Raw genomic sequence first — 13,268 nt, forward strand, 5'->3', positions numbered from 1 at the left:
CCGGCGGGCGGCGTCAGCCCACCGAGACCTGCACCGTGTGCCAGCCCGTGGCGCCGTCGGGCGCGGGCGGGGCCTCGGCCTCGGTCTGGACCAGGCCGTCGGCGTCCGTGGCCCGGACCGTCAGCGTGTGGTCGCCCTCGGCGAGGTCGAGCGAGGCGTGCCACTGGCGCCAGGTGTCGGGCCCCACGGTCTCGGCGAGCTCGGCCGTGACCCACTCGCCGTCGTCGGCCCTGACCTCGACCGCGCCGATGCCGGTGTGCTGCGCCCATGCGACCCCGGCCACGGTGACGGCGCCCGGTGCCGCGGAACCCCGCGGCACGTCGATGCGGGACTGCACCTTGACCGGCCCCAGCGCGGACCAGCCGCGCGGCGTCCAGTAGCCCTGGTCGGCCTCGAAGGTGGTGACCTCCAGCGACGTCACCCACTTGGTGGCCGAGACGTAGCCGTACAGGCCCGGCACCACCAGCCGCGCCGGGAAGCCGTGCTCCACCGGCAGCGGCTCGCCGTTCATGCCGATCGCGAGGAGGCTGTCCCGGTCCGGGTCCAGCAGCACCTCGAGCGGGGTGCCGGCGGTGAACCCGTCGTCGCTCCGGGAGAGCACCATGTCGGCACCGGCGCGCGGCCTGGCCCGCTCCAGCAGGGCGCGGACCGGGTAGCCCAGCCACAGGGCGTTGCCGATCAGGTCGCCGCCCACGGTGTTGCTGACGCAGGCGAGCGTCACGTGGTGCTCCTCCAGCGGCAGCGCGAGCAGCTCGTCCCACGTGATCGTGAACGGCTCCTCCACCATGCCGCGCACCTCCAGGGACCAGTCCGCCGGGTCGAGCTGCGGCACCCGCAGGGCCGTGTCGATCCGGTAGAAGTCCGGGTTCGGGGTGACGTAGGGGGTCAGGCCGTCGAGCTCCAGGTCGGCGCCCGCAGGGACCGGGGCGGCCGCCCGGCGCGCGGCCGGCAGCCGGATCTTGTCCCGCACCACGCTCACCGCGGCCGACCCCGCCGACAGCGCCCGCGAGCCCGCCAGCGCCAGCACCGCGACGCCCGCGGCGATCCCGGTGGCGGCGAGGAAACCGCGCCGGTCCAGCACGCCGGCCCCCGGGGACCGCAGGTCCGGCTCCGGCCGCAGGCGTGCCACGGCCGCGCGCAGCGCGAGCACGGCGCCGCCGATCCCGATCAGGCTGGGCAGCGCCCACAGCGGCGTCGCCTCCGGGCGCAGCACCGCGACGATCGCGCCGATGACGCCCACGCCGCCGATGAGCTGGGACCCCAGGGGCGGACGGCGCAGCTCGGCCCAGCCCGCGAGCGCCGCGCCGGCGGCGAGCACCACTCCCATCGTGCCGAGCAGCACCGCCTTGTCGGCGGTGCCGAACCACTGCACCGCGAGGTCCTTGAGCCAGCCGGGCACGGCATCGACCACGGCGGCGCCGCCCGCGAACAGCGTGCTGGAGCCGGGCGCGACGAGCGCAGCCACGAGCTCCGCGACGGCCAGCCCCGCGCCCCCGGCGACGACGCCGGCGAGGGCCGCCCACCACCCGTCGTGCGGCGAACGGTCGGTCCGCGAGGTCGCCGGGGTGTCGGTTGCCTGGGTCATGTGCCCAGCCTGGCACGCCGATCCACGCTTGCGCGGGGACGAGGGCGGACCGTCACGACTCCGTAAGGCCCGCCCGTCAGACGCCCGTGCCGCGGACGATCTTCGAGTTGTGGGCCTGGGCCCGGGGGCGGATCGTCACGAGGTCGATGTTGACGTGGTGCGGGCGGGACAGGGTCCAGGCGATGGTGTCGGCGACGTCGTCGGCGACCAGGGGCGTGTAGCCCTCGTAGACGGCGGCGGCCTTCTCGGCGTCCCCGCCGAAGCGCACCAGCGAGAACTCCTCCGTGGCGACGGCGCCCGGCGCGATCTCGATGACGCGCAGGGGTTCGCCCGCGGTCTCCCAGCGCAGCGTCTGGGACAGCATGTGCTCGGCGTGCTTGGCGCCGGTGTAGCCGGCGCCGCCCTCGTAGGCGCCCTGGGCGGCGGTGGAGGTCACGTTCACGACGTCGGCCACGCCCTTGGCCGCGCCCGCGGCCCGCAGCAGGGGCAGCACGGCCTGGGTGACGCGGAGCGTGCCGAGCACGTTGATCTCGTACATGCGGCGCCAGCCGTCGATGTCGGCGTCCTCGACGCGGTCCAGGCCGAAGGCCCCGCCGGCGTTGTTGACCACGGCGTCGAGGCCGCCGGTGGCGCCGAGCTGGCCGGCGAGCGCGGCCACGGCGTCGCCGTCGGTCAGGTCGACGGCGTAGACCTCGCAGCCCGTCTCCGCGGCGAGTACCTCCAACCGGTCCGCGCGGCGGGCGGCGGCCACGACGGTCCAGCCGTCGGCGCGCAGGCGGCGCACGGTCGCGGCGCCGATGCCCGACGACGCCCCGGTCACCAGGGCGCGGCGGGTCGGGGTGGTCTCGGGGGTGGCGGTCTCGGGGGCGGTGCTGTCGCTCATGGCCGCACTGTAGCCGCCGGCTCAGCGGAGCAGCCCGGCGGCGTAGCCCGCGAAGAGGGCGACCACCAGTCCCGCCACGACCAGGATGGCGACGATCCAGGCGCGGGGCACCCAGGCGGGCGGGCCGTGCTCCTCGTGGCCCTGCGGTGCGCTCACCTGGTCGGACTCGGGCGGGGTCTCGCCGGGCTGCAGGTTGCCGCTGGTGGGCATGGTGCGGCCGTCCGGCTCCGGGTCGGGGTTGTGCGCGGGCTGGTTCTCCGGCTCGTTCGTCATGGGGACCTCCGTGCCGTCGGGGTTCGAGCCCACCGTAGGCACGGGCGTGGTCCGGTCGCTCGCGGACGGCGCCGCGGCCGGGCGGACGGCGACGCCGCCCCCGCGGGGCCGGCACCCGGCACCCGACGCCCACAGCGAAAACCGCACCGGCCGTATCCCTCCCCCGGTGTATCGTGGCGGCGGGTCGCGGGCCCTCTTCTGGCCCGCCGACGCGGCTCTCGCTGTGAGCCGCTTCCCACCCCGGACGCGAGATGGCGCGTCGCTGCTCGCCCACGGTCCTGCGGTCGTGGGCCGTTCGCCGACCCCTGGAGCCATCCGTGCACCCCCACCGTGTCCGACCTGACCGTCCGTCCCTGCCCAGCGGCGCGGACGGTACCCGCCGCGCCCTGTCCGCCGTCCGCTCGCGCCGGCGGTACGTCCTGCCCGCCGTGACCGCGGCCGCGGCTCTCGCCCTGGCCGCCTGCTCGGCCACGGCCGCCGACGAGCCCGACGCCGCGGCGTCAGCGTCGGGCGCCTTTCCCGTGACCCTCGACAACTGCGGGTTCGAGACCACCGTCGAGGCGCCACCGGAGCGCGTGGTGACGATCAAGTCGTCGACGACGGAGATGCTGCTGGCCCTGGGGCTGGGCGACCGGATCGTCGGGTCGGCGTTCCTCGACGGGCCCGTGCCGGACTCCCTGGAGACAGTGCCCGCCGTCGAGGAGCCGTTCGCGGACGAGGCGCCGGGTTCCGAGGCGACGCTGGCCCTGGAGCCGGACCTGGTCTACGCGGGCTGGGAGTCCAACCTCACGGCCGAGACGGCGGGCGACCGCACGACGCTCGCGGGTCTCGGCGTCGCCACGTACGTCTCCCCCGCCGCCTGCAAGGCGGAGGGCTACATGCCGGACCCGCTGACGTTCGACACGGTCTTCGACGAGATCGCGGAGGTGGGCACCCTGTTCGACGCCGAGGAGGCCGCCGCGGCCCTGGTCGAGGAGCAGCGCGCGGCGCTGGACGCGATCGAGCCGGACGACCGGGGGCTGACGGCCCTGTGGTGGTCCTCGGGTGACGACACCCCGTACGTGGGGGCGGGCATCGGCGCCCCGCAGATGATCATGGAGGCCGCGGGGCTCACGAACGTCGCGGCCGACGTCCACGACACCTGGACCTCCCTGGGCTGGGAGAGCATCGTGGAGGCGGACCCCGACGTCGTCGTGCTGGTGGACGCCGCCTGGAACCCCGCGGACGCGAAGATCGAGGCCCTGGAGTCGAACCCGGCTACGCGGGAGATGACGGCGGTCAAGGAGGAGCGGTACGTGGTGGTGCCGTTCCCGGCGACCGAGGCGGGCGTGCGCAACGTCGACGCCGTGGCCTCGGTGGTGGACCAGCTGGCGGACCTCGACCGGTGAGCGCACGCGGTACTGCGGGCAGGGTGGGCCCGGGCAGAGCCGGGCTCGCCCTGCCCGGCGCGGCCGTGGTGCTCGTGCTGAGCGTGGGCGTGGCGGTCACGATCGGTCCCGCGGACCTGGCGCTGTCCGAGGTGTGGCGGTCGGTGGCCGGCCACCTCGGGCTGGGCGGACCGCTCGGCCTGGAGCCGCTCACCGCGCTGCGCGACGGCATGGTGTGGCAGCTGCGCATGCCGCGGATCCTCACGGCGGCGGCCGTGGGCGCGGGCCTCGCGCTGTGCGGCGCCGTGATGCAGTCGCTCACCCGCAACCCGCTCGCCGACCCGTACCTGCTGGGCCTGTCGTCGGGCGCGTCGCTCGGCGCCGTGCTGGTGCTGCTCGTGGGCGTGCCGCTCCTGCTGCCGGTGGCGGCGTTCGCCGGCGCGGTCGGCGCTCTGGCCCTCGCGCTGACGCTGGCCGGTGCGCTCGGGACGATCACGCCCACCCGCACGGTGCTCGCGGGGCTCGCGATCAGCCAGCTCTGCGCGGCGGCGGTCTCGTTCGTGATCTTCTGGTCGGCCACGGGCGACGCCTTCCGGGAGGTGCTGTCGTGGCTGATGGGCTCCGTCGCGTCGGCGACGTGGACGTCGGTGGCCGTCGCGGGCGGCGCCGTGCTCCTGGTCGGCGTGCCGCTCGCGCTGAGCGGCTCGGTGCTCGACGCGTTCACGTTCGGGGACACGGCCGCGGCTGCCCTGGGGGTGTCCGTGCAGCGGACGCGCTGGGTGCTGCTGGTCGGCGTCGCCCTGCTGACGGGCGCGCTCGTGTCGCAGAGCGGGTCCATCGGGTTCGTCGGGCTGATCCTTCCGCACGCGGTGCGGCTGCTGACCGGCGCGCGGCACCGCCTGCTGCTGCCCCTGTCGGCGCTGGCCGGGGCCTCGTTCCTGGTCTGGGCGGACACGCTGGCCCGCACCGTGTTCGAGCCCCGGGAGCTGCCGGTCGGCATCGTCACCGCGGCGATCGGTGCCCCCGTCTTCGCGTTCCTGCTCTGGAAGGGAGCCCGGCGATGAGCGCGGGACCCTCGGTGGACCCCCGGCCGGCGACGCAGGAGGCGACCGGCGCGGGCCTCGCGGCCGCCGCCGTCACCTGGCAGATCGACGGCCGGCTGATCCTGGACGACGTGGGCGTCCTGGCCCCGCCCGGCGCCGTCACGGGGCTGCTGGGCCCCAACGGGTCCGGCAAGTCGACGCTGCTGCGGGTCGTGGCCGGGGTGCAGCAGGCGGGACGGAGCGGGGCGCCGTCGGGCGGGGCGCCGTCGGACGCTGTGCCCGCGACGTTCGGCGGCACGGACCTGGCCGCGCTCTCCCGGCGCGAGCGCGCCCGCGTGCTCGCCCTCGTGGAACAGGACGCCACCACCGACCTGCCCCTGTCGGTGCTGGACGCCGTGCTGCTGGGCCGCATCCCGCACCGCGCCCTGCTCGCCGGCGACTCCGACGCCGACCGCGCCGCCGCACGTGCCGCCCTGGCCACGGCCGGGGCCGAGGGCCTGGCCGGCCGGGAGATCGCCACGCTGTCGGGCGGCGAGCGCCAGCGCGTGCACATGGCCCGGGCGCTGGCCCAGCAGCCGCGGCTGCTGCTGCTCGACGAACCGACCAACCACCTGGACATCGCCGCACAGCTCGACGCCATGCGGGTGCTGCGCGACCTCGCGGCGGACGGCGTGACCGTCGTGACCGCCCTGCACGACCTCAACCTCGCGGCAGCGACCTGCGACCACGTGGTGCTGCTGGCACGCGGCCGGGTCGTGGCGGCGGGGCCGGTCGGCGAGGTGCTGGTGCCGGCGGTGCTGGAACCCGTCTACGGGGTGCGGGTCGACGTGCTGACCCATCCGCGGACGGGCCGTCCCGTGCTGTCCTTCGAGCGACGGCCGGGGACCGGGTCCGGCTCGGGCTGACGGATCGCCGCTCCTGAACCATGATGGGGGCCATGGCCGCACCCGAGATCGTCGTCCAGGCAGGCAAGGTCCTCAACCCGTGGATGCTCCGCATCGCCGGTCACGTCCCGCCGTGGGTCGTGCTGCACCACGTGGGGCGCAGGTCCGGCAAGGAGTACGCCACCCCGCTGGTCGCGTTCGCGGCCCAGCCGCAGGAACAGGTCGTGGCCGTGCTGCCGCTCCCGTGGGGTCCGGGCACCGACTGGGCCCGCAACACGATGAGCTCCGGCACGGTGCGGCTGACGCGCGGCGGCGACGAGTTCGAGGTGCGCGACGTGCGCCTGGTGCCCGCCGCGGAGGCGGTCGGCTGGCTCGCCCCCGTGCCGGCGCGTGCCCTGTCGACGGTCGGCGTCAAGGAGTGCCTGGTCGGCACGCTGCACCGCGCCTGACACCTGCCCGGGGCCGGCTGTCCCCCGGCCCCCTGGCGCGGGAGTATGTTGCGCGTCGTGAACTTGCGTACAGCCACGCTGTCCGACGCCGCCGCGGTCGCCCGGGTGCACCACACCACCTGGGTCACCACCTACGGGTCCGTCCTGCCGCCCGAGTTCTGGGTCACCGCCACCCTGGAGCGCCGCGTGGCGACGTGGGAACGATGGCTGGGCAACGGTGCTGCCCCGGTGGTCGCGGAGGTCGCCGGCGAGGTGGTCGGCATCGCGATGGCCGGCGAGTCCGTGGAGCAGGACGACGTGCTGCCCGTGCGCGACCAGCAGCTCTACCTCCTGTACGTCCTGGCGGCCCACCACGGGACCGGCGTCGGGCAGGCGCTGCTGGACACCGTCCTGCCGCCCGGGACCGCCGCCCAGCTCTGGGTCGCCGAGGACAACCCGCGCGCCCGGCGCTTCTACGAGCGCAACGGCTTCGCCGTGGAGGGCGCGCGCGTGCTCGACACGAACGCCGCCGACCTGGCGGAGGTCCGGATGGTCAGGTAGTCGGGTTACCGTTCCACCCATGTCAGATTTCCACGTCCGCGCCTCGACCCCGGACGACGCCGTCGGCATCGCCGCGGTGCACTGGACCACGCGGCGGGCGGTCTTCGGCGACCTGCTGCCGCCCGCGCACTGGGAGACCGAGACGCTCGGCACCCGCACCGAGGGCTGGATGCGCATCCTCGCCGCCGGCAACAAGGCACTGGTCGCCGAGGTGGGCGACAAGATCGTCGGCTTCGCGATGAAGAACCCGTCCGGCCCCCACCTGGGCCACCCGCCCGTCCGGGCGGTCGAGCTCCACGAGCTGTACGTCGACCCGAGCTACCACGGCACCAACGTGGGCCACGCCCTGCTGGAGAACGCCCTCCCGCCCGGCACCGCGGCCCAGATCTGGACGTTCGCGTCCAACCCCCGCGCCCGCAAGTTCTTCCAGCGCGCGGGCTTCCTGCCCGACGGCGTCACGGCGACCGACCCGGACACGGACGTGCTGGAGGTACGGCTGATCCGCTGACGCCGGAGCGCGGCGGCAGTGCGGGGCGGCGGTTGCACAACGGGCTCGATCCGGCGCGGGCGGCGTGTCAGGATCTGGCGCATGAGCAGCGAGGTGAGCAGCGGGTACCACGTCGAGCTGCACGACGACCCGGCGACGGTGCTGGCCGTCGCCGGCGATCTGCTGGCCGCCGACCCGGTGGTGTGGAGCGTCGTCGCCTCGGTGACGCACCACGCCGCGCGGACGCTCCCGGCCGGCGGTCGGCCCACCTCTCCGATGTGGTGGGCGGTCGTCCGGGACGCGCGCGGCGGCGTCGTCGGCGTGGCGATGCGGACCATGCCGCACGCACCGCACACGGTCTGGGTGCCCGCCCTGCCGGACGACGCGGCGCGTCTGCTGGCCCGCACCGCCCTGGACCACACCGCCCGGGCCGGCGAACCGGCGCTGACCTCGGCGAACGGCGCCCGGTCCGCCGTCCGCGCGTACACGGACGAGGTGCTGCGGGCCACGGGCGGCACCGTGCACGAGGGCCGGCCGGACCGCCTCTGGGAGGCCCGGGCGGTCACGCGCCCCGAGCCCGCGCCGCCGGGCCGCGCACGCCGGGCCACGCTCGCCGACCTCGCCCTGGTCGAGGAGTGGTTCGCCGTCTTCCACGCCGACGCGGACGCCCAGGCCGGACGCGCCCCCGAGGCCGAACCGCTGCGGATCGGCGGCGCCCGAGGCCGGATCCTGGACGGCGACATCTGGCTGTGGGACGTCGGCGGCGAGAGCGTGCAGCTCACGGCCGCGCGGCCGCCGTCGTTCGGCGTGGTGCGGATCGGGCCGGTCTACACGCCCGCGGCGCACCGCGGGCGCGGGTACGCCCGGGCGCTCGTCGCCGACGTCGCCCAGCGGGTGCTCGACGCCGGCGACCGGGTCTGCCTCTACACCGACCGGGACAACCCCGTGTCGAACCGGACGTACGCCGCGATCGGCTTCGAGCCGGTGCTCGACCAGGTCAACCTGGCGATCGACCCCGCACCGGCCGCCGTGCCGGGACGAGCGAAGGAGAGCTGATGGGACGCAGGGCGATCATCTTCCACGGGACGAACGCCGACCCGGCGTGGATCTGGTACCCGTGGCTCGCGGACCGGCTGCGGGCGCGCGGGTACGACGTCGAGACGCCGCACCACCCCGGCACCAACGTCGAGCCGATCGTCACGTTCCTGCCCACGGTGCTGGACGCGCACACGTTCGACGAGGACACGGTGCTCGTGGGGCACTCGGGCGGGGCGGCGCTGCTGCTCGCGCTCCTGGAGCACCTGGACGTCACCGTGGCGCAGGCGGTGCTGGTGGGCGGCTACTCGACCAACCCGAACCCCGGGCCGGAACCGGTTCTCCAGGAGTCCTACGACTGGGACGCCATCCGGGCACACGCCCGCGACCTCGTCTTCCTCAACTCGGTGACCGACGAGTTCGGCTGCGACGCCGAGCAGGGCCGCGCCATGTTCGACCGCCTGGGCGGCACGCTCGTGGTGCGCGACGACGGGCACTTCACGACGGACACGCTGGAGATCGCGGACCGGCTGATCCCCTGAGTGCGGGGCCGGGCCGGTGGGTCACAATGGGCTCATGGCTACCGAGCTCTGGATCACCGGCGACCCCGACACGGACCGGCTGCTGAGCGACGATCCCTTCGCGCTGCTCGTGGGCATGTTGTTGGACCAACAGTTCCCGATGGAACATGCCTTCGCCGGCCCCGGCAAGATCCGTGACCGCATGGGCTCCTTCGACGTGCGCGCCATCGCGGAGGCGGACCCCGACGAGTTCGTGGCGCTGGCGACGACGCCCCCGGCCATCCACCGCTACGGCCGGTCCATGGCGGGCCGCGTCCTGGAGCTCGCGCACACCGTGGTGGACGAGTACGACGGCGACGCCTCCCGGATCTGGACCGACCCCGGCGCCGACGGCGACGCTCCCACCGGCCGCGAGGTGCTCCGACGGCTCAACGCGCTGCCCGGGCACGGGGAGCGCAAGGCCAAGATCTTCCTGGCGCTGCTCGGCAAGCAGCGCGGCGTGCGGCCGGAGGGCTGGCGGGAGGCGGCGGGCGAGTTCGGCGAGGAGGGCTCGCGCCGCTCGATCGCGGACGTGACCAGCACCGAGACGCTGCAGGAGGTCCGGGCGTTCAAGAAGGCGCAGAAGGCGGCGGCCAAGGCCACGGGCTGACGCGGGTGCTCTGATCCGCTGACGGCTCCCCACGTGTCAGGGGCCGGGGACCAGCCGGTGCACCTGGTCCGCCCGGTCCAGCACCGACGCCCGGTTGCTCACCACCACCAGCACGCTGCCGCGCGACCGGGACAGCAGGTTGTCCAGCAGCAGCCGCTCGGTCTCGACGTCGAGCGACGCCGAGAGGTCGTCGATCAGCAGCACGTCCGCGGGGTGGGCCAGCATCCGCGCGGCCGCGAGACGGTGCAGCTGACCGCCGGACAGCCGGTGACCCTGGGGTCCGATCTGCGCGTCCGCGCCGTCGGGCACGCGCCGGAGGTCACGGTCCAGGGTGCTGGCCGCCAGCACGTCCGCGAGCGCCGGCCGCGGACGACCCAGCAGCACGTTGGTCGCCAGCGTGTCGCTGAAGACGTGGGGTGCCTGCGGCGTCAGCGACATGAGCGGAGGGGCCATGGCCACGCCGGGCGGCAGCGTCAGCCCGCGCACGGCGACGCTGCCGTCGTCCCGCGGGAGCGTTCCCTGCAGCACGCGCAGCAACGTCGTCTTGCCCGAACCGACCGGTCCGGTGACGACCACCAGCTCGCCCGCACCGGCCGTGAGGTCGAGGTCGTGGACGCCCCGCCGTCCGCCCGGATGGTCGTAGCGCAGGCCCTGGACCTCCAGCAACGGGTGGTCGTCCGCCGCCCGCGGCTCCGGTTCGTCCCGGGCGGCTCCCGGTGCGCGCACGCCGGCCTGTCCCGCCGCGTGATCGTCCCGGACGGCGACGGGCGCGGGGAGCTCGGGTGTCGGCTCCCCGAGGTCGCGCAGCCGCCCCGTCGGCAGCACCTCCCGCAGCCGCTCGCCGGTCACCGAGAAGCGCTGGAACCGGCTGACGAGCTTGCCCACGGCGTCGACGAGCGTGCCGAAGGTGCCGAGCGCGTAGACGAAGTACGCGAAGTCACCCACCTGGAAGCGTCCGTCCCGGATCTCGGCGGCCGACACCCACATGACCAGGGCTGTGCCGAGCACGATGACGATGCTCTGGCTGGACGCGAGGATGCCCCCGAAGACGCCGCTGCGCACCGCCGCGTGCCGTCTCCGGTCGTTGATCTGCCGCACGCGCCCGACGACGTGCTCCCCCGCGTCGTTGACCTTGATCGTCTCGATCCCGGCGAAGCAGTCGCGCAGGAACGCCGACACGTCGCCCGCCGTCTGCCGCGCGTGCTGCTGGAGCTCCTTGATCCGCCGGCTGGCGACGAAGGCGATCACCGCGATCCCGAAGGTCGGCAGCACGGCGAGCAGCGTGGTCCGCAGGCTGATGCCGAACAGGAAGCCGACGGTGACGGCGCTGGTCACCACCGACGAGGTGACGAGCTGGACCCCGCGCTTGCCGAGCATCTCGGCCACCTCGACGGTGTCCTCCCGGTACCGGGACAGGACGTCGCCGGTCGGTACGGGTGGGGGCAGGGCGCCGGGCCGGCGCAGCAGCCGTTCGGTGAGGCGGACCCGGACGTCGTGGTAGACGCGGTAGCGGAACACGGTGTCGACGGCCATCCAGGCCGCCGCGCCGACCGCCTCCGCCGTCTTGAAGCCGAGGTAGGCCAGCAGGGGTGCGAGCGGCAGCGCCCACGCGGTCGCGTCGTCGGGCAGGTCGTTGAGGAAGTCGCGCAGCGCCAGGCCGGGGATCACGGCGCACAGGAAGAACGCCATGCCGGTCAGCACGTCCGCGACGAACAGCGGCAGGTGGGGTCGCACCGCACGGCCCAGGAGTCCGATGCGGCCCACGTCCCCGCGGCGTCGTCTCATCGTGCACCCCCCTGCCGCAGCATGGCCGCGAACCGCGAGCGCTGGTCGGCCATGAGCTCCTCCCGGGGGCCGAGCTCGGTGAGCCGCCCGTCGTCGACGACGGCGATCAGGTCCACCCGGTCCAGGGTCGAGAGCCGGTGGGCGACGACGACGGCGGTGCGGCCGGCCAGCACGGGCCGCAGCGCGGTGTCGAGCCGTCGTTCGGTCTCGGGGTCCAGGCGGGCCGACGCCTCGTCCAGGACGACGACCGCCGGGTCGCGGACCATCACCCGGGTCAGGGCGAGGAGCTGCGCCTCGCCGGCCGACACGACGTGGTCGCTGACGCGCGTGTCCAGGCCGTGGGGCAGGCGCCGGACCCAGTCGGTCAGGCCCAGTGCGGTCAGCGCCTCCGTCAGCCGTTCGTCGGTGACGTCCGGGTCCATGAGCGTGACGTTGTCCCGCACGCTCGCGTCGAACAGGAAGACGTCCTGGGTGACCAGGGCGACGGCGTCGCGCAGCTCGGCGGTACCGACGTCGGCCGTGTCCACCCCGCCGAGGCGCACCTGTCCCGACTCCGGGCGGACGAGACCGGCCAGCAGCCGGGCGACCGTGGACTTCCCCGCGCCCGTGCGGCCGACCACGCCGAGGGTCTGACCGGGCCGCAGCTCGAAGCTCAGCCCGGAGACGACCGGGTGCCCGGGGACGTAGCCGAACGTCACGTCGTCGAAGGTCACGGCTCCCCGGTCGCCGGCGAGCGACACCGGACCCGTGCGACGTTCCGCCGGCAGCTCCAGGATCTCCCGCGTGCGGCTGAGGCCCGCCATCGCGCGCTGGTAGTCCTGGAGCTGGTGCGACAGCCGGATCAGGGGCTCCTGGATCTGCTGGGTGAACGAGAAGACGAGGTAGACGGTGCCGATCGTCAGCGCGCCCTGCCCGAACCGCAACCCGGCCAGGCCGAGGGCGAGCGCCGTGACGACGGCGGTGAACACCGAGGCGGACGCCCACACCAGGCTGCTGCCCACGAGTGCCGACCGCAGGTCGGTGCGCAGGACGTGCCGGTGGCGCTCCGCGAGCCCCGCCAGGGCGTGTCCGACAGCGCCGAGCGCCTGCAGGTCCTCGACGCCACGCAGGCGTTCCTCGACGTATCCCATGAACCGGCCCACGGCGGCGCGGCTGTCCCGGTAGGCGTCGCGCCCCCAGCCGGCGATCCACCGCAGGCCGAGCAGCCCCGCCGTCAGGCAGACCAGGAAGAGCAGACCGATCCGCCGGTCGACGGTGAACAGCGCCGCCACCACGCCGACCACCACCAGCACCTCACCCACGACGGTGATGACGAACCGGGAGAACAGGTTGCTGAGCAGGCTGATGTCGCCGTCGACCCGCTCGACCCACTCCCCCGGGGTGGCGGAGCGGTGCCGTTCCAGGGGGAGGTCGAGCGCATGCCGCAGCACGTCCTCGCGCAGCCTGTTGGTCGAGCGCCACGCCACCGACTCCGCGAGCCCCGCCTCGGCCGCGGACAGGGCGTACCGTGCGACGCCGAGCACGCCGAACACCACGACCAGCCGGGTCGTCTCGAATGCCGTGGTCGTTCCGGTGACCACGCCGTCGATGAACTCCCGAACCACGAAGGGGCTGGCCAACGCGGCCGCGGTGGCTCCCAGCAGGACCACGCCGAGAGCGGCCAGGCGCCTGTCCTCCCGCCGGAAGTACGGCCAGAGGAACAGCCAGTCGCCGCGTGCGGCACGTCGTCGTGCCATGCTCCCCCGTCCCCGGCCCGGTCCCTCAGAG

At 74.9% G+C, this 13,268-nt stretch carries 14 protein-coding genes; 9 read left to right on the forward strand and 5 right to left on the reverse strand.

Annotation, left to right across the window (positions count from 1 at the left end):
- Nucleotides 1-13: 13 nt before the first annotated feature.
- From ACO229_RS13370 to ACO229_RS13380, 3 genes are all read right to left on the reverse strand, one after another.
- Complete coding sequence (locus ACO229_RS13370) at nt 14-1,585, reverse strand: molybdopterin-dependent oxidoreductase (RefSeq protein ID WP_423465219.1); 1,572 nt, start codon at nt 1,583-1,585, stop codon at nt 14-16.
- Nucleotides 1,586-1,661: 76 nt separating this feature from the next.
- A complete protein-coding gene (locus tag ACO229_RS13375; protein WP_423465220.1) occupies nt 1,662-2,468 on the reverse strand; it encodes an SDR family oxidoreductase in 807 nt (268 codons plus the stop codon).
- A 21-nt stretch (nt 2,469-2,489) separates the two neighbouring features.
- A complete protein-coding gene (locus ACO229_RS13380; RefSeq protein WP_397433100.1) occupies nt 2,490-2,741 on the reverse strand; it encodes a DUF6480 family protein in 252 nt (83 codons plus the stop codon).
- A gap of 386 nt (nt 2,742-3,127) precedes the next feature.
- Between ACO229_RS13380 and ACO229_RS13385 the strand changes: the two genes are divergently transcribed.
- The 9 genes from ACO229_RS13385 (at nt 3,128) to ACO229_RS13425 (ending at nt 9,716) form a co-directional block, all read left to right on the forward strand.
- Complete coding sequence (locus ACO229_RS13385) at nt 3,128-4,129, forward strand: putative F420-0 ABC transporter substrate-binding protein (protein WP_423465302.1); 1,002 nt, start codon at nt 3,128-3,130, stop codon at nt 4,127-4,129.
- Between the two features lie 23 nt (nt 4,130-4,152).
- Nucleotides 4,153-5,172 (forward strand): putative F420-0 ABC transporter permease subunit, encoded by a 1,020-nt coding sequence (locus ACO229_RS13390; RefSeq protein WP_423465221.1) that lies wholly within the window; start codon nt 4,153-4,155, stop codon nt 5,170-5,172.
- Complete coding sequence (locus ACO229_RS13395) at nt 5,169-6,056, forward strand: ATP-binding cassette domain-containing protein (RefSeq protein ID WP_423465222.1); 888 nt, start codon at nt 5,169-5,171, stop codon at nt 6,054-6,056. Before ACO229_RS13390 ends, ACO229_RS13395 begins: the two co-directional genes overlap by 4 nt.
- Nucleotides 6,057-6,088: 32 nt before the next feature.
- The gene (locus ACO229_RS13400; protein WP_423465223.1) at nt 6,089-6,484 is read left to right on the forward strand and encodes a nitroreductase family deazaflavin-dependent oxidoreductase; all 396 of its coding nucleotides are present in this window, start codon (nt 6,089-6,091) and stop codon (nt 6,482-6,484) included.
- Between the two features lie 57 nt (nt 6,485-6,541).
- On the forward strand, nt 6,542-7,024 hold the full coding sequence (locus ACO229_RS13405; protein WP_423465224.1) for a GNAT family N-acetyltransferase: 483 nt from the start codon (nt 6,542-6,544) through the stop codon (nt 7,022-7,024).
- Nucleotides 7,025-7,043: 19 nt separating this feature from the next.
- Nucleotides 7,044-7,532 carry a GNAT family N-acetyltransferase gene (locus tag ACO229_RS13410; protein ID WP_397416177.1) on the forward strand — a complete coding sequence of 163 codons (489 nt, stop codon included), beginning with the start codon at nt 7,044-7,046 and terminating at the stop codon, nt 7,530-7,532.
- 81 nt (nt 7,533-7,613) lie between these two features.
- A complete protein-coding gene (locus ACO229_RS13415; RefSeq protein ID WP_423465225.1) occupies nt 7,614-8,567 on the forward strand; it encodes a GNAT family N-acetyltransferase in 954 nt (317 codons plus the stop codon).
- Complete coding sequence (locus ACO229_RS13420) at nt 8,567-9,088, forward strand: alpha/beta fold hydrolase (protein ID WP_423465226.1); 522 nt, start codon at nt 8,567-8,569, stop codon at nt 9,086-9,088. Before ACO229_RS13415 ends, ACO229_RS13420 begins: the two co-directional genes overlap by 1 nt.
- Before the next feature lie 34 nt (nt 9,089-9,122).
- Nucleotides 9,123-9,716 (forward strand): HhH-GPD-type base excision DNA repair protein, encoded by a 594-nt coding sequence (locus ACO229_RS13425; RefSeq protein WP_423465227.1) that lies wholly within the window; start codon nt 9,123-9,125, stop codon nt 9,714-9,716.
- Between the two features lie 36 nt (nt 9,717-9,752).
- Here ACO229_RS13425 and ACO229_RS13430 read toward each other — a convergent pair whose 3' ends face one another.
- A complete protein-coding gene (locus ACO229_RS13430; protein WP_423465228.1) occupies nt 9,753-11,501 on the reverse strand; it encodes an ABC transporter transmembrane domain-containing protein in 1,749 nt (582 codons plus the stop codon).
- On the reverse strand, nt 11,498-13,237 hold the full coding sequence (locus ACO229_RS13435; protein WP_423465229.1) for an ABC transporter ATP-binding protein: 1,740 nt from the start codon (nt 13,235-13,237) through the stop codon (nt 11,498-11,500). The genes ACO229_RS13430 and ACO229_RS13435 overlap by 4 nt, the downstream gene beginning before the upstream one ends.
- Nucleotides 13,238-13,268: the final 31 nt, after the last annotated feature.

The sequence above is a fragment of the Promicromonospora sp. MS192 genome (assembly GCF_049532985.1).
Classification (GTDB): domain Bacteria; phylum Actinomycetota; class Actinomycetes; order Actinomycetales; family Cellulomonadaceae; genus Promicromonospora.